Origin of the sequence: Dyadobacter sp. LHD-138 (assembly GCF_030929615.1) — a bacterium.
GTDB lineage: Bacteria > Bacteroidota > Bacteroidia > Cytophagales > Spirosomataceae > Dyadobacter.
The window spans coordinates 11,644-28,698 of record NZ_JAVFVU010000039.1 but is presented as its reverse complement, the minus strand read 5'-3'; the positions used below and the strand labels follow the sequence as shown (position 1 = coordinate 28,698).

Here is a 17,055-nt window from a genome sequence, read left to right as displayed (position 1 = left end):
AAAAGGACGCCGGAATCATTTCCGGCGTCCTTTTGTATGGTAAATATTTGACTTTAATCTGAATTTTCGCTTTTAGCTCAACCGCGCCAGACATACCTTCAAACTTTCTCTCCAATAGGGAATTTCAATGCCAAATGTGCTCTTTATTTTCGATTTGTCCATCACAGAATAGGCAGGGCGCACCGCTTTGGTCACATATTCGGAAGTTTTTACCGGATTGACTTTCACGGAAGTTTCACTGAGATCGAAAATTGTTTTGGCAAAATCAAACCAGGAGGTTACGCCTTCGTTGCTGTAATGATAGATGCCGTAAGAAGCACTGTTTGATTCGATGATGTCAAAAATAGCGCCTGCCAGGTCAATGGCGTAAGTAGGGGAGCCGGCCTGATCCATGATCACACCAAGCTGCTCTCTTTCTCCGCCCAGACGAAGCATGGTTTTGACAAAATTGTTGCCAAATTCAGAATAAAGCCAGCTGGTTCTTAAGGTGAAATGTTTTTCCAGTACGTCGGAAATGGCTTGCTCACCTTCCAATTTGGTCAAACCATATATATTTTCCGGTTCGGCAGGATCAGTTTCGGATAACAGCTGAGGAATATTTCCTTTAAAAACAAAATCCGTTGATACGTGAATCAGGGTCGCATTGTGTTTTAGACAAGACTTTGCAATGATTTCTGCCCCGTCGCGGTTTACTTTACGGCAAATATCAATTTCATCTTCTGCCTTATCCACCGCGGTATATGCTGCACAGTTAATTACAAATTGCGGGTTTTCCTTGCTGAACAAAATATCCAGAAGATTGGCATCCAGAATGTTTCCATCCTGTTCCGACGGGAATGATACGTCGGTGATATTTCTTTCTTCTGCTACTTTTTTGAGGCAATGGCCGAGCTGTCCCGAAGCTCCAAGTACTACTATTTTCATGTGCAGGTGCTAATTATTGTCGTGGTAAAGTAACGGAATTATAATTTGAAAGTGAAAAATTTAAGACGGAAACAGCTCCCTCCCGGTCAATTTTCTCTTTGTGCGTTTAAGTAATTCGTATGGTATTGTCTGAGCTTTTGATCGAGCTGATAACCGGTCCGGTAACGTTCGCCGATCTGGAAGCCGCGTGTGTATGAGTATTCCCAACGAAACTGGTCTGTTGTTCTTAAACGGGCGTTTTGTCCCTGTAAAATTTTGCCTGGCGGAATAGGGATCGCAAAGTTAAACCCTGCTGTTGCGCCATTGGTTGTCTTCATGGCATAAAGACCTATTTCTACATTGGTAAACTGCTTTACAAAATCTACCCGGACGCCACGGTCTTTCCAGAGGTATTGTCCTCCCGATAATTTCAATGTGATATCAGGCCGGGCAACGCGATAAGCCACATCGGCCTGTAAAAATAACTGATCCAGCGGCCCTGCATAAATTCCTCCTCTGGGATAATAGTAATAACCCGTTAAACCGGCTTCTGCTCCGAAAGACCAGGGATTGGTCATATCCGTATGGCGGTATTGTACGTTCACCCCATACTGATCGTTGTAGAAATATCCCGCCGATGCACTGATAAAGTTTTTTCCGAATGCATAAAACTGGTTCAGGAAAACAGGAGCCGGGCGGATGATTTTCGGATGGCTGTTCATGTCGTTGGTAATAGGGAAGAGGATCCCCGCATTTAACACCATGCCCTGCCACAAGTAAAATTGTGTTTGCAAAAGCACACTGGTATTACTTTGTAAGGTTTGTTCACGATAACCAAAAATGGCCGAAAATAAAGGTTGTATCCAGAAATCAAATTTGTAGCGGCTGGGATGCGGGAAAAATTTGATCCGCTGGTTTTTCCGCTCTTCCAAAGTCGGGACGGTTGCTGTGATTTTTGATCCCAGTTTATAGTTGGCCATGATAATGCCCTGGAACATGGGCAGGTATTCATGGATATTATTGTCTGCAAGCGACTGACGCATTTCCAGCAAGCCATAGAGCGGATTGCGGTCCAGACGTTGTTCGTAATAGATCCTTCCATTCAGCGGATCCAAAGTCGTATTTTCGTAATTCAACCAAAGGGATTTTCGCCTTGCCAGCGTAGAGTCACTCTGGGCAAATGCCGATGAAATCCCAAAGAACAAGAGAATCCCTGAAAGCAGTGTACTAATTTTCATTCGCTTTTTTTAACCGCTTGGGTAGCGTTTTTAGATTGAGGGCATATGACGTCCCGAATGTGATTTGGTCGAAATTGATAATGCCTGCCTGGATTGTCCATCTTTTGAACAGTGTTCCGTACGCACCAATGTTAAGATGTTGTGAATCCCATTCAACCATTAGGCCGGCTTTTTTTTCGTAACGAAAGTTTATTCCGCCAATGGGGCCGGATAAATAGTAATAGGCCAGTTCTTTCTTTTTCCGAAATTTAAGGTCCTGGAAAATATTGTAATTGTCTTTTTCAGAGTCATCCCGTTGAATATAATAGGGGCTTCCTAAACCAGCCGTTACTTCGGCAAAGAATTTCGGGGATAATTTAAAGGACTTGGTCGCTACGAGGGCATTTGTAGTTAGTGAATTGTCGATGCCAAAAGGTGCAGAGATGATAAGGGCCAGCGAAGGCTGATATTTTTTCTCTTTTAAAATAAGATATTTCAGGTCAATCTGCCGGTCACCGATTCCCTTTTGCCCATTTATCTTTTCGTTATTGATGCGGAGTAAATTGACATTTACTTCCAGGCGCGGTACAATGGTCGCGTTAATGAAGTAAATATTTTCGGAATTTTTTTTGTTGAACCGAAACCCGTAATCAATGGGATTGTAATTAATGCCAAATTGAAAGGTTCCGTCCTTGGTTTCGGTTGCTGTGGGTACATACATAAGGCCGGGTTTACCAGAAATATTCATTTGAGAATATCCGGGAACACTTACACATAAAATAACCAGAAAGGGCAAGGTTATCATGCCCTTTCTGGTAGATAAAATGTGAATCCCCCTAGCTAATTTACGAAAGACGCCAGTTAGTTGTGGGTTCATAAAATTCTCTTAGTTACCGCCACCTTGGTTATGACAACTTGCCAGAGCCGCAGTCTTAAGTTTGGTAGCTTCAGCAAGAGCAGTTGTGTAGGCTGCGTTAACTTTTGCGAGATTGGCTGTTTTTGCAGCATCTGCCAATGACTTGGCGGCAGTAGCTTTTGCGATACAAGCTTGTTTGTCCGCAGCTTCCAATGTATTGATTGAGCTAAGGACACCAAGAAGCTGGATGTTAACCAATGCTTTCAAGACAGGATACAAATTACCCAAAACGCCCTGCGCTGCATCCAGATCAGCGATTGCAGCAGCAGCAGTTTGCTGAGCAGCAGTTCTGAAAGCGGCATACTTCGGTGTAAGTCCATCCGTACATGCTGTTTGCGCAGGTGCGATAGGTGCAATCCATGTAAGATAAGCAGCATCTACTTTGGCTGCTTCTGTGGCTTTAGAAGCATCTAGTCTCGTTTTTACTACATCAAAGGCAGCGTTGGCTGCATCGATACATGCATCAGTAGCCTGTATGCCTTCTACTTTTTCAACACCTTCCGCGCCCGCTTCACGTGTACCTTTCAAAGTTACACCTTCCACGACAGGGAGTGTAAATTTAGGCAGGTATGCCGCCAGTGCTGGATTGGCCATTGCTTTATCCACAAGGGTTTTTAGCTCTGGAGATAATGCTCCACCGGCTGCAACCGCTGCAACGGTTTCAGAAGAAACGGAGTTTAACGTGCTAACTTCCGAAGCAGAGATCGCTCCCGAAACATCAGCCGCGGCAGAAGAAACACTGGCTGGTACGGTACCGGATGCTGCGATGCCATCCAATGCACCATTAACTTCGGTAGCCTTTGCAGATGCTTCTACTTTTGCTTCTGTTGCTTTGACAGCCGCAGGTGCATCAACGGTGATAGGTGCGATGTTAACTTTATCAAGGTCTTTAATGATGCCGCTATCAGGAGCATCCGGATCCTTGTCTTTGTCCTTACAGTTGAAGAGCATCGCAGTCATCATCAGACTCAGCACTGCTAATTTAAGCGTACGTTTTTTCATCGTGAGTAAATTTGATTTGTGGAATTAATAGTTTAAATTATTTATTTTCATAAATACAAGCATTTCAACACTTACTAGGGGTGGTTTTTAGTTTTACTTGTTTTAACACTTGTTACTGTCCTCTTCCCAATACCATTACCTGCATGGTTTTGACAATTAGGTTGATATCTTCCAGCACACTGTATGACTTAAGGTATTGGAGATCGTATTTTAAACGCTCGACATTTTTTGCCACCGTATCCGCATAGCCTACATTGATTTGCCCGATGGAGGTTATACCCGGTTTTACGGTCAATAATCTCTGGAAATCATGCGGTTCAGCTTCCATTAACATATCCACGTCATACTTGTACAATGGGCGTGGACCCACTACCGACATGTCGCCTTTCAGGACATTAAAGAATTGCGGTAATTCGTCGAGTCTCGTTTTACGCATGAGCCTGCCAATAGGCGTTATGCGGGGATCGCTGTCGCCGGTCGAATGCTGGCCCATTTTATCCGCGTCTACACACATACTGCGGAACTTGTAAATTTCAAACATCTCGCCCCATTGTCCGCAGCGTTTCTGACGATAAAAGACAGGGCCTTTGGATGTAAGTTTTACTGCAGCCATCACAGACAGAAATATCGGAGCGCCCAACAGCATGACAACGCTTGAAAATATCAGATCAAAAGATCTTTTTAACGTCTGTTCATTCACACTTGAAAACGGCTTGGTGTTAACCTGTATGATCGGGTACATGTCGTGATATTCGATCGTAGCCATATTCGTCATAAAACCACGGAAGTCAGGAACCAAACGGATCTGTGTTTTTTGGCGTTCACCCAGTTTAATCACACCTTTTACCTGCTCATCACTCATCTCGGACAGGCAGCAATAAACATAATCAAGTTTCTGGTTACCCATCAAAGCTTCAAGGCTATTGAGTTCGTCGCTGTGGTTATTGAACTCAAACATACCACAGAAGCGATACCCTAATTCTTTACGGTCATTGTAGAAACCACGTATAAGCGAAGCAAGATCTCCCTTACCTACAATGGCATAACGGCTGTAATTGTAACCAGCCTGGCGGTAAAGTTTAAGCGATAAAACGGTGGCAGCCCGAACACTTATTGCCATGAACATGAATGCACCGTAGGTCATTAAAAATTGCTGCCGGGAATAGGCCTCACCCTCTTTGAAAAGGTAGAGAAAAGCCATAATCGTGGCTGCATGAATCAGGACAGCCTTAAAAAGATTCCCAATCTGGGTATTAAAATTGTAGGATAGCCGTGTGAAAAGATAAGTTTTTAGAACATAGATGGTGAAAATCCACAGCAGATTCGCTACCAAAAGAAGATTTACGTATTGATTTTGGAACAGATTGGCCAAATCTCCAAACCTTACAAAGTAAGCCAAAAGAAAGGCCCCGTTCAGCAGGACGAGATCTGTCCATAAATGGGCCTTGGGGAGGAGCCCTGGATAACGGTTTTTCATAATTTTAAAAATAACGTTGAGTAAGTTTTCCTATATTAAATTCTGACGAGCGAAAGGGCGTTAATCAGAATAATATTCAATATGAGTATTCCAAGGCAATATCTAAAACTATTCGACTACAAATCTAATACAAATAAATTCAAGATGTAGAATTTATATTAGACCTATTGTAGAGAAATAGATGTAGCAATTTTACGAAAATTCTTTGATAAATTACAATTAAAATAAATTCTTGATGCATATATTACAGGTAATCAATTAATTATATTTTTTAATATAGAAAAAAAACCAATAGTTCTTGATTGTGTACCATGTTTTTAGTGTGATTTTTGTAGTATTAATATCTTATGAAAACTAAATTTGATGTTCGGTTTTATTTTAATTTGCCGAACATCAAATTTAGTTTTAAGCACCAGGTATGTTAATGATTCGAATCAGTACGAAATCAGATCAATCCAAGCAAATATTTGCCATAGCCACTCTTAATTAAAGGTTTCGCTATTTCTTCCAGTTCTTTTGCCTTAATGAATCCCATCCGGAATGCAACCTCTTCGATGCACCCGATTTTCAAGCCCTGACGCTCCTCGATAACCTGAACAAATTGCCCTGCCTGCATCAGCGATTCGAAAGTACCGGTATCAAGCCAGGCCGTGCCTCTATCCAAAACACCTACTTTCAGCTTGCCGAGTTCAAGATATTTTCTGTTGATATCGGTAATTTCCAGTTCACCCCTTGGTGAGGGTTCTATGTTTTTTGCGATATCGACCACATCATTATCGTAGAAATATAAACCTGGAACGGCATAGTTTGACTTCGGTTTGAGTGGTTTTTCTTCGATCGACAACGCCTTAAAATCAGGATCGAATTCAACGACACCATAACGTTCCGGATCATGAACCTGGTAGGCATAAATCACACCACCAGAAGGATCGTTGTTTGCCTGTAACAATTTTGACAAACCCGAGCCGTAAAAAATGTTGTCGCCCAGCACCAAAGCAACTTTGTCTTTTCCTATGAATTCCTCTCCAATGATAAAAGCCTGTGCCAGCCCGTCGGGACTAGGTTGGACTGCATAGGTAAACTTGCATCCTATGCGACTACCGTCTCCCAGAAGCTTCTCAAAATGAGGGAGATCATGCGGCGTGGAAATAATGAGTATTTCATTAATCCCGGAAAGCATCAAAATTGATAGTGGGTAATAAATCATCGGTTTGTCGTAAACCGGCATCAGTTGTTTACTAACTGCTAGCGTGAGCGGATGAAGGCGTGTCCCGGATCCGCCGGCAAGAATTATTCCTTTCATATGGGTGGTTTTCGGCTTTCAGCGGTCGACTGTCAGCGCTGTTGGTGGATACCGGTCGGACGGCTTTTTTAGCCGTCCGACCGGTTAAAAAACGCAAAGATTGTTATCTGGCAGCGTACATGCCCTCGTAGTACTTCTGATAAGCGCCGGAAGTTACGTTTTCCAGCCAAGCTTCGTTTGCAAGATACCAGTCAACCGTGCGCTCCAAACCTTCTGCAAACTGAAGGGATGGTTCCCAGCCGAGTTCGTTTTTTAATTTGGTCGCATCGATGGCATAACGCAGGTCATGCCCCGCGCGGTCCGTAACATAAGTGATCAGTTTTTCAGAAGTGCCCGCTTCCCGACCCAGCTTTTCATCCATGGTTTTACAAAGTAGGAAAACAAGGTCCAGATTTTTCCATTCATTGTGGCCGCCAATATTATACGTTTCTCCGACAACACCTTTGTGGAAAATAACATCAATGGCGCGTGCATGGTCTTCCACAAACAGCCAGTCACGGACGTTTTCTCCTTTTCCGTATACGGGTAAAGGTTTGTTCTGGATGATATTGTGGATCATTAACGGGATCAGTTTTTCTGGAAAATGATTCGGGCCGTAGTTGTTGGAACAGTTTGAAATAACCACCGGCAATTTGTACGTTGCGTGATATGCTCTAACGAAATGATCCGAAGAAGCCTTTGACGCCGAGTAAGGCGAACGGGGATCGTATTTAGTCGTTTCGAGGAAAAAATCGTTTGGATCGTGTAATTCCCCGTAAACTTCGTCTGTCGATACATGGTAGAACAATCTCGGCGCATCAGACTTGCCAAGGTCATCTTTCCATGCTTTGCGCGCTGCATTTAATAAATTGGCCGTTCCAACGACATTGGTCATGACAAAGGATAAAGGATCCGAAATGGAACGGTCTACATGCGATTCGGCCGCGAGGTGAATGACGCCGTAAAAATCGTTTTCCTGAAACAACTGATCAATGAAAACGGCGTCTGTGATATCTCCTTTTACGAAATGATAGTTATTCAGCTGCTCTACATCACTTAAATTTTCAAGGTTTCCCGCGTAAGTAAGTGCATCCAGGTTGTAAATCTGATATTCCGGATATTGTGTTGTGAAACGACGTACGACATGAGAGCCGATAAATCCGGCTCCGCCTGTTACTAGTATTTTTTTCATGATTCTTTATTTTGTAATAAAACGAGATCGTTGTATTGGGGATGGGGCATTGTTAAACCCTTACGTTTTCAAGATTTTTTTCGATGTACTCCTGAAAGGTCGGCAAGATCTGATCTTTTGGAGAAACGATAGGGTTGTCTATACCCCACGGAATTTGAAGAGACGGATCATTCCAGTGAATGCCCGCTTCGGCTTCCTTGCAATAATTTCCGGTACATTTATAGTGAAAAATGCTGTCTTCAACAGCCACAAAGCCATGGGCGAAACCTTCCGGAATATAAACCATGTGACCATTTTTAGCATCCAGATCGAAAAGTTCGTATTGTCCGAAAGTAGGCGAGTCCGGACGGATATCCAGCGCAATATCAATCACCCTGCCCTGGATGACTCTGACCAGTTTCCCTTGCGCGTGTACACCGGTTTGGAAATGAAGGCCTCTCACGACGCCTTTATGAGAGAAGGATTGGTTATCCTGTACAAATTCATTTGTAAGCCCCTGTTTTTTCCAGGTAGTGAAATTGAAAGATTCGAAGAAATGGCCACGGTCATCGTGAAAGATGGCTGGCCTGATCAGGATAACATCCTGTAAGGTTGTTGTTTCAAATTTCATTTTTTCGTTGAGTATATGGTTTCAAAATGATTTTCGTATTGATCAATGATGTTATTCCATTCATAGATCCTTTCAATCTTTTCAAGGTTATTTTGAACAAAACTGGCGTAAGCTTCTTTCCGCGTTTTATCGATATAATCACTTACCTCTTTCGCAGCTGAAAAGTAGAAAGCGTCTTTTTCCAGTATGGCGCTATTGAAAAGATTTTGATTTGCACAAATTAAAGCATGTGATGCCATCGCTTCGAGTAAGGAAGGGTTTGTTCCTCCGACGGAATGCCCGTGAAAATAAAGGTTAGAGTAATAGCGAAGATTGTTCAGAATATTGATATCATACACGCCACCAACAAATTGAATATGTGGATGAGACTTGAATTTTTCCTTTAGATATTCACCATACTTGGTAGCATGTTTACCGACCACCAAAAAAGGTGTTTTAGTACTCGCAGCGGCTGCGCCTTCCAAAATTGTATCAATGTTATTTTCTGGTTCGAAACGAGCCACTAACATATTGTAATTGTACTCCTGGACCTTGTAGGGTGCTAAGTCTCCCGCGTCTGGGGTATTAAAGGGGAATGCACCATATGGGATATACGTAGAGAGAATGTTGTATTTTTTAGTTAAATAATCCTGTATCCCCAATGAGTCAGAAATCCAATGGTCACTGAATACGGTTGCAAGATATTCCGCCTGTTTCAAAAACCACTGCACCGGTTTAGCGTATTTGGACCTGGACCACTCCAGGCCATCCATGTTGGTTGTGATGACACAGTTTTTACGTGGTAAAAGCCAGCCCCAAACCGTGCTACTGGTATAACCCAGTTGTAAAATGATATCAAATGATTTCTTACGTGTATCCAGAATGCAGTTTAAATCATAGACAAATTGTCCAACCGTACCCCATTTGTCTTCCGGATCCTGGCAATGTACGAGTTTGACGCCATTCCATTCCGACTGCTGATAGGGGTGAAGATGGGAGTTGTATACAGTAATGGCATGTCCACGCTCAACAAGACCCTTTGCCAGATACTCAGCAAATTGCTCAAAGCCTCCGTAGTGGTTTGGGATTCCACGTGTACCGATGATTGCGATTTTCATTTATTTAATTTTCTTTAAGGCCGGCTTTAACACCTTGTAATAAACTATTCTTTAATTTTCTAGAAGGGGTGAGCCAAGCTCCTTCACCATATTCGTTCCATGCGTATAGTATAGCTATGTTTTCGTTAACAATTTTAGATGGATTGTTTTTTGACCATTTTTTACAAGCCGCTACTGCATTTTTAATAGAGATGCCAGAATATCCGATAAATCTTGGAGAATAAGTGGTATCACTTTTATCCCAGGGTCGATGATCCCAGTTTAGAGTAATAACAGGAATAAGCGGCAGGGTACTCGTTTGGGTAATATTGTTCCAAATGATCTGTTCCCTTATCCGCATACTATCTATTGATACTATTTCGTTTTTTATGCTGTTAAGACCAGAACCATGATAATTATACCCCGTTAGAACATCGAAACCACAGCGCTCTGCCTGTTTAATTATAGGGAGAGATGAATTTACAGCACCGGCAATAACGACTCCGTTTAGACCTTCTTTCACTGCTATATTTTTAAATACTTTAAAAGCCTCGTTTACTTTTTCAGGGGTTCCAAAGGTTTCAATTAAAGATTGCATACTGAAAAATGTAATTATGGGCTTGTCGTCAACCAAGAGATAGGAGGGATCTTTAAATAATGAGCACCAGTATCTTGATAATTGTTCCCATTCATCAGCTTTGAATATGAAACCTGGATGATTTGCCACCATTATTGTAAAATTAAGTTTCTTTTTATTGGGAGCTTTAAGATATAAATTCAAGGCATTATTCAGTGGTGCCGGGTTCTCATAGTTACCGCCTTTCTGATAGTACCAACAAAAATCAAAAAAGGAAATACCCGCACTTGCAGCTACATCAATCTGTTTTTGCATGATTTGCGAAGTGCTTGTTTTCCATCCCCAAATGGGTTTTCGGTCAGGAAAATCATTTTGCAATTTAGGAGTTAAATGTGTGGTTAGCCCTGTCCAGCCATCAAAATAGAAGGCACCTAATTTAAAAGACTGGTTTTTCTTTTGTCCTTCTACGGTCGAAATAAACACAAGTAAAAAGGAAAAAATTATGAATATGTTTTTAAATTCCTTCATTGGGAAATTATTTTGTATAAGCTAATAGTATAGCCTAGAGACCATTAAAAAGGTATCCTACCTTATCCCATATTCTATCCGCTATATTCTTCATCCCTGTATCAGACGGATGCATACCAACTCCTTTATCAGCAAAGTTATTCATTGCAGTATTAACGACCGGATTGTCATATAAGCCTCTTAAACTCACATACAACCAGTTATTTTTTTGACATACTTTTTGCATAATAGTATCTATGTTTTTATTAGGCCAAAAACTTCCTACCAGGCAAACATAGGCATTGGGGGTTGTTTTAAGATAACCCACGAGTTTTTCAAGGTAAATATTCAAAGATCTATTCTGAGCCAGGGAGTCCTTAATGTTTTCTCCGATTTTTAAAATAATCAGGTCTGGTTTACTTGATTTGTATTTACTGAAGTCAGATGTATCCATTTGCCAAAACTTTCTTTCAAATGTATTTGCAATACTTCCATAGTTAACCTTAATATCTGAACTATACCCATGAAATCTGGTTTCCAGGAGATGTACAAAATCCTTATTCTGTGCACTTGCTGCCATTCCCCAGTTTCCTTGCCAGCCAATGGATGGCTTAGGGCCATGTTGTGTAATACTATTTCCTAAGATTAATACATTGTGGATTTTGTTTTTATCATATGAAAAAATATTTACGGGGTGTCCGCTATTTATCAGATTTACAGCATTGCAAATCGTTGGTAGGCAAAGCCAAATTGAAAATACAGAGATCCTATGTATTTTGGAAATGATGTTTTTTTTCATAGTATAACAATTACTATTTTTAAAATATTATGGCATCAATTTTTTAAAACTACATGCTAAATGTACTTAGCATGATTCAGAGAAACCAGGATAGTAATTTCATAGAACCCTGGTTTTTATTATTTTAGCTGGTATGCCTCCTGCGATTGACATGGCAGGGATTGACTTTGTAACAACCGAACCCGCTGCAATGATACATCCAGTTTCAATGATTACCCCATCCAATATGGTTACGTTTGAGCCTATCCAGCAATTATCTTTTATCACAACTCCTAGCCGGGATACGCCCTGATCTTTGATGGGGACTGCAGGGTCAGAAAAAATGTGATTTTCGGAAAAAATTTTCACACCAGGACCAATAATTACGTTTTCTCCGATACTAATTCCACCCTGTCCACCAAGAAAAGCAGATGAATTAATACCAGTCCCATTTCCTATTTTTATTCCCACACCTATATGTGATATCACTCCTGTACAAATCAAGGTTGCATTGTTCCCGATGGATACGTTATCACCGATAATGATCCCATCTTTAGAAAGACCATTCATGACGCTGAAATCTCCTATTATAAAATTGCTGCCGACTGTAATTTTTCCTGAATGCCTGATTTTTACGCCTTTACCAACAAATAAAAGTCCTTTAGAATGCTTTAGAAACAGCTTTGTAAATAATAGGCCGCGTAGTAATTGTATCGCTCTCTCCCCAGTGATGATCAATAAATCAATAAGAGAATAAGAATTTTCCCAGCGATAATCTGGGTTTCCTTTAATTTTCCTGATTAGTTTCTCGATCATTTTAGTTTGTAATTACATTCATTATCTCATTTGCCGCTTTCCGCCAAGAGAACTTACTACTCTGAGACAATGCTTCATATTTCATTTTTTCGTAGTAACTTTCTTCTTCGAAAAGTTTGGTTATTTTGTTGGCGATATCATTCGGATCATCAGGATTAATATAGATCCCAGCCTTTCCGCAAACTTCCGGCAGAGAAGTTCTGTCCGATACAATTGAAGGAATTCCACATTTCATGGCCTCTAATGGAGGCAAGCCGAAACCCTCTGCATAAGAAGGGAAACAAAATGCGAACGCCCGTGCATAAATAACATATAAATCTTCATCGGATACGTGGCCTAAGAAATGAACACGGTCTTCGAGCTTATGTTCATTTACATAGATGGTAACATCTATGTTTTTATGGTCGACTTTTCCTACTATGATCAAATGTTGATCAGTCTTACCGGCAAGCAAAAAACCTTTTATTAAGTTTAATAGGTTTTTCCTAATGTTAATTCTTCCTACGTATAATAAATAGTTGGCAGGTAAATTATACTTTGAATTTATATCTTCTATCGTCTTGTCGGAATAAGCAGAAACAGGAACAAACTTTTCATTGATACCATGATGCACTACGAAAATGTCAGATTTTTGGGCAACATGGTATTTTAGAAGGCGGTTTTTTTCTGACTGAGAAATTGTAATAATGGCATCAGATTTTTTAGCCAGCCATAACATAGGTTTGAAATATAGAAATTCTTTTTTTGTATAATACTCAGGAAAGTCCATAAATAGCAGATCGTGTATGTAAACGATTTTTTTCCACCTACTGGGTAAAAAAGTAGAAAAATTCTGAAAGAGAACGGCATCCAGTTTATGGATAGAAGCATAATGGTAAACCAAAAATACATTTGAAATCAGATTGAGTATTTTTGGTAAAAAAATGAGCTTGACGCTTTCTTCTTGCCATAATTCCAGTGCTTCCGGTGCATTCTTTTTCTCTACAAACAAATAAATAGTATTGTTTTTGGCCTTACTGAGTATAATCTGGTCAATAAGGTTTCTTACAACAATACGCCCACTTGGTGGTCCGTTGAAATACCATTTTGCATCAATTCCAATCCGCATATATGTTTTTAATTACTGTCGAATGATTCGTAAACAGAGAGGTAACCAGAATTAAATAAATCCTGAAATTCAAATCAGGTGTCACGAGGTAACTTTTACCTCTTCATATCTTTTTACATTGTTTTTGAGAGAATTGCCTAAATTCAAAAAGGGCTTCTCAATGAAATTATAAGTGATAAAGGAAACTGCGATGATCAAGGCGAGCCACATAATTAAACTTAAAACCGGTTGATTAGTGATTGCGGGGACAGTGGTGTAAATAGCTCCTTGTACGAGATACAGGGAATAACTAATCACACCCATTTTTAGAAAGACCGGATGATAATTTATATTTCTAATGCTAAAACATAGGTAGAATAAAACATAGCCCGCCAGCAAGGCACTTGTTACAGGGATGAAACTCAAAGAACCTACTAACTCAGGAATATTAGGCCTTCCATAAAGATTAGAGTAGGTATTGGTTATTAAAGTAAATATGGCAAATAAGAGAACTGCTCTGAGAGTATTATTTGAAACTTCACTTTTATGGTTTTTATAAAAAACTGTACCCGTAAACATAGTAGCAAGATAAAACATAGTGCCCCAACCTTTAGTGAAAAGATGAAACATAGTGGTAGCAAATACTCCAAAAATCAAACATAGACATAGGGCAGTAATGGATAGAACAACCGTTTTATTTAAAATTTTAAAGAGAAATAAAAGGGAGACAAGAAAGTAAAATAACATTTCTAGCGAAAGGGTCCAATAGGAACCTAAAATGGAAGGTTGTCCCACGAATCTCATCAGCATGGTTGAATTCCAAAAGATGGTTTTTATGGACGGGAATGACGCATCCATGAAACCAAAGTATATAAAGATCAAGGTTGAGATAATACTCGCATAGTATAAGGGGAAAAGCCTGAAAATCCGGCTTATCCAGAATTTTTTAAGAGATCCATTTTTCTCCAGAGAAACCGGAATAATAAAGCCGCTGCACAGGAAAAAGAGGGTAACTCCGAAAACACCAAACTGAAAATAATTGGTGCTGAAATCTCTAAACCATGGGAACAATTTTTCGCCTCCATGCTGGAGTAAAACCGAAAATGCGGCTACAAACCGGAGGAAATCCAGAAAATCGAGTCTTCGTTGCATAAGAATTTAATATTTTTAGTAAGCTTCATAAGCTGCTTCGAATTTGTTTACGGTTAAGGAACCCGTCGACTAATCCAACGTATATGCCCTTAATGGATTTAAAATCTCGCAGAAAAAAGAGTTTTATGGTGAGATACCCCATCCATCGGATTCCAAAAATCAGGAAGAAGGCTGGCATCAGAAAACCTGGTAAATGTTTTCTCTGTAAAAAAATGATGTTCCTTGTAGCCATATAAAAAGTAAACCACTTGCCTTTATTTGATTTAAATGAATGACTAACCTTATGATATATAACCGCTTCCGGAGCATATAAAATGATATGGTCTGAATTTAAAATTCTTAGGCTATAATCCGCATCTTCTGAATTGGCGAAAAATATTTCGTCTAATATACCCAGGTCCGCTACTGATTCTTTGGAGATCAAAGCCGTGCATCCATTCATAAAGTCAACTTCCTTTGGAATACTATATTCAGGAGAATCTTTTTTATTTATTCCATAATGTTGAACAATTCCTGTTATTTTTGAAATACCACCCCCAGCGTACCAAAGTATATCCGGGCGGTCGTAATAATAAATTTTAGGTACCACTGCATAACATTTGGAATTGGTTGAAAAAGTCCCAACCATGATCTCCAAAAAGGACTCGTTCACAGTAGTATCGTTGTTGAGAAGTAAGAAGTAATCCGGGGTGTATTTTTCCGCCGCGTATTTTATTCCCAAATTATTTCCACCTGTAAAGCCATGATTTTTATCCAAAGCAACGAAGTCAACAGGGAAATCTGAAAAATCTGCTCTTAATTTATCCACCGAACCATCCACCGAACCATTGTCAACCAGTATGATTTTATAATTGGCGTAATTGATTTTGTAAAGCGAATGCAAGCACTCTTTTGTTACTTCGTAACCATTCCAGTTGAGAATTATGATACATACACAAGGCTGCATAAATATGATTTTCTGATTGATAATTAATATTAGTTCACCGCTAATTGTACACTATTTACATTTACCACAGGACGAGGGCGTCTTTTATTTTTGTGATGTATAACATTAAGTTTGTAAATAATGGTGAGATAAATAAGTATGTATTTCATAAGTCCCAGATCTCCTGTTAAAATACAAAAGGATAAATAACCTGTAAAAAGGGCAATCCCAATGACAGCAGCATAACTTTTGTACTTTCTGAAATAAGTAAACAGACTGGAATAAACTTTATAGTACCAAATAATATAAACAAGTAACCCTGTGATACCACCACTGATCATTACTTGAAATAATATACTTTCTGCACCAAGTAAATCCCCAGTCTTGCCGGCTTCAAGTAAGTATTGTATATAATTAAATCCCCAGCCGAACAGTGGTTTCTTGAGAAAAATAGCCATTGCACTGTAAAATTGCATGTATCGCATTTCAAAGCTACTTCCAGACACATTGCCCTCTTTTCCAAGAGAGAAGATGTTGTTAATCGTAGGCATATAATTCTCAAGTAAATCCCCGAAGAAAAGAAATATCACAATCATTAAGGTGCAACCGGTGAGAAGTAACTGGAGGGATTGTTTTAATTTGCCTAATAAAACAACCACAAAGAGGGAAGCAAACATACAAACCAAAGAAGATCTTGAATTGATCAGAAACAAGCTCAGAACACAACCCATCATGGTGATCAGAACAACAGTTTTATTTTTTCTGAATATTTTCGTATAGTCAGAAGCGAGGAACAAAAATGAAAATACCATGTGCAATGCCAATACCCCTCCGTATAAAATAGCATTGGCGTAGTAGGCCTGAAGTCGTCCCTTTACATTCCCTCGCATTTTGTCGGAAAAATCTGCAAAAACAATTTTTGAATTTGGAAAAGGATTGTTGTACTTAAAAAAATCTACTATTGGATTATAACTAATAAAATAAGTTATCAAACCATAAGCTATTACCAGAATCATTGAATAATTGATATACTTAGTAAGTGTTTGTAAATCTTTTTCGGTTTCAATAAAACACCACAGTAATAAGCTAGGTATGAAATAATCAAAGAACATAGAGAGCACCAGATTCACATTCATTGAGAAATAGGCTTCTCCAAATGAAAAAAATGCAGAAATTGCAACAATCGCCAGGATTAATTTATAGCTAAAAAAAAGAGGGAATTTATTGATATCTCTGATGCTCTTTTTCCAACGAATTGCAATAACCGCAAGGAAAAGCAATATTGATAAAACTCGGTTAAAACTGATAATAGGAAGGCCGGCGATAAAAAAAACCGGCATATAGCTGGGTATAGAAAACGCAAAAGATATAGCAAGGAATACCCCCTTATTTAAACCCTTATAAAAGGTAAATAATAATGAAATTATCAAGAGTGGTAAAAATATTACTGTTAACATTTTGTCTTAGCCAATTTATAATATACAGAATGTATTTCTTTGTAAGTCATAGCATTATGATCGGTCCGCTCAACGTTAAAG

The 17,055-nt window shown here is 39.5% G+C and carries 16 protein-coding genes; all 16 read right to left on the bottom strand.

Going from position 1 to position 17,055, the window contains the following annotated elements:
- Nucleotides 1–72 precede the first annotated feature (72 nt).
- Complete coding sequence (gene rfbD, locus RB622_RS24470; RefSeq protein WP_308049372.1) at nt 73–924, bottom strand: dTDP-4-dehydrorhamnose reductase; 852 nt, start codon at nt 922–924, stop codon at nt 73–75.
- An 86-nt stretch (nt 925–1,010) separates the two neighbouring features.
- Nucleotides 1,011–2,141 (bottom strand): YjbH domain-containing protein, encoded by a 1,131-nt coding sequence (locus RB622_RS24465; RefSeq protein ID WP_308049371.1) that lies wholly within the window; start codon nt 2,139–2,141, stop codon nt 1,011–1,013.
- Nucleotides 2,131–2,841: a YjbH domain-containing protein gene (locus tag RB622_RS24460; protein ID WP_308049369.1), complete on the bottom strand. Its 711-nt coding sequence runs from the start codon at nt 2,839–2,841 to the stop codon at nt 2,131–2,133. The genes RB622_RS24465 and RB622_RS24460 overlap by 11 nt, the downstream gene beginning before the upstream one ends.
- 165 nt (nt 2,842–3,006) lie before the next feature.
- Nucleotides 3,007–4,038: a hypothetical protein gene (locus RB622_RS24455; RefSeq protein ID WP_308049368.1), complete on the bottom strand. Its 1,032-nt coding sequence runs from the start codon at nt 4,036–4,038 to the stop codon at nt 3,007–3,009.
- A 112-nt stretch (nt 4,039–4,150) separates the two neighbouring features.
- Nucleotides 4,151–5,515: a sugar transferase gene (locus tag RB622_RS24450; protein ID WP_308049366.1), complete on the bottom strand. Its 1,365-nt coding sequence runs from the start codon at nt 5,513–5,515 to the stop codon at nt 4,151–4,153.
- 445 nt (nt 5,516–5,960) lie between these two features.
- Nucleotides 5,961–6,818, bottom strand: a complete 858-nt coding sequence (gene rfbA / locus RB622_RS24445) for a glucose-1-phosphate thymidylyltransferase RfbA (RefSeq protein WP_308049365.1) — start codon at nt 6,816–6,818, stop codon at nt 5,961–5,963.
- Nucleotides 6,819–6,921: 103 nt separating this feature from the next.
- Nucleotides 6,922–7,989 carry a dTDP-glucose 4,6-dehydratase gene (gene rfbB, locus RB622_RS24440; RefSeq protein WP_308049364.1) on the bottom strand — a complete coding sequence of 356 codons (1,068 nt, stop codon included), beginning with the start codon at nt 7,987–7,989 and terminating at the stop codon, nt 6,922–6,924.
- 52 nt (nt 7,990–8,041) lie between these two features.
- Nucleotides 8,042–8,599, bottom strand: a complete 558-nt coding sequence (gene rfbC, locus RB622_RS24435) for a dTDP-4-dehydrorhamnose 3,5-epimerase (RefSeq protein ID WP_308049363.1) — start codon at nt 8,597–8,599, stop codon at nt 8,042–8,044.
- Nucleotides 8,596–9,696 carry a DUF1972 domain-containing protein gene (locus tag RB622_RS24430; RefSeq protein WP_308049362.1) on the bottom strand — a complete coding sequence of 367 codons (1,101 nt, stop codon included), beginning with the start codon at nt 9,694–9,696 and terminating at the stop codon, nt 8,596–8,598. The genes rfbC and RB622_RS24430 overlap by 4 nt, the downstream gene beginning before the upstream one ends.
- Nucleotides 9,697–9,700: 4 nt before the next feature.
- Nucleotides 9,701–10,780 carry a glycoside hydrolase family 99-like domain-containing protein gene (locus tag RB622_RS24425; RefSeq protein ID WP_308049361.1) on the bottom strand — a complete coding sequence of 360 codons (1,080 nt, stop codon included), beginning with the start codon at nt 10,778–10,780 and terminating at the stop codon, nt 9,701–9,703.
- Between the two features lie 34 nt (nt 10,781–10,814).
- Nucleotides 10,815–11,558 carry an SGNH/GDSL hydrolase family protein gene (locus RB622_RS24420; protein WP_308049360.1) on the bottom strand — a complete coding sequence of 248 codons (744 nt, stop codon included), beginning with the start codon at nt 11,556–11,558 and terminating at the stop codon, nt 10,815–10,817.
- A 99-nt stretch (nt 11,559–11,657) separates the two neighbouring features.
- A complete protein-coding gene (locus tag RB622_RS24415) occupies nt 11,658–12,353 on the bottom strand; it encodes an acyltransferase (protein WP_308049359.1) in 696 nt (231 codons plus the stop codon).
- Between the two features lies 1 nt (nt 12,354).
- Entirely contained in the window at nt 12,355–13,461 is a 1,107-nt protein-coding gene (locus tag RB622_RS24410; RefSeq protein ID WP_308049357.1) for a glycosyltransferase family 1 protein, read from the bottom strand.
- Between the two features lie 81 nt (nt 13,462–13,542).
- Nucleotides 13,543–14,592, bottom strand: coding sequence for an acyltransferase (locus RB622_RS24405; protein WP_308049356.1), 1,050 nt, complete (start codon nt 14,590–14,592; stop codon nt 13,543–13,545).
- Nucleotides 14,593–14,617: 25 nt separating this feature from the next.
- Nucleotides 14,618–15,538, bottom strand: coding sequence for a glycosyltransferase family 2 protein (locus RB622_RS24400; protein WP_308049355.1), 921 nt, complete (start codon nt 15,536–15,538; stop codon nt 14,618–14,620).
- Between the two features lie 29 nt (nt 15,539–15,567).
- Entirely contained in the window at nt 15,568–16,974 is a 1,407-nt protein-coding gene (locus RB622_RS24395) for an O-antigen ligase family protein (protein WP_308049354.1), read from the bottom strand.
- Nucleotides 16,975–17,055 lie beyond the last annotated feature (81 nt).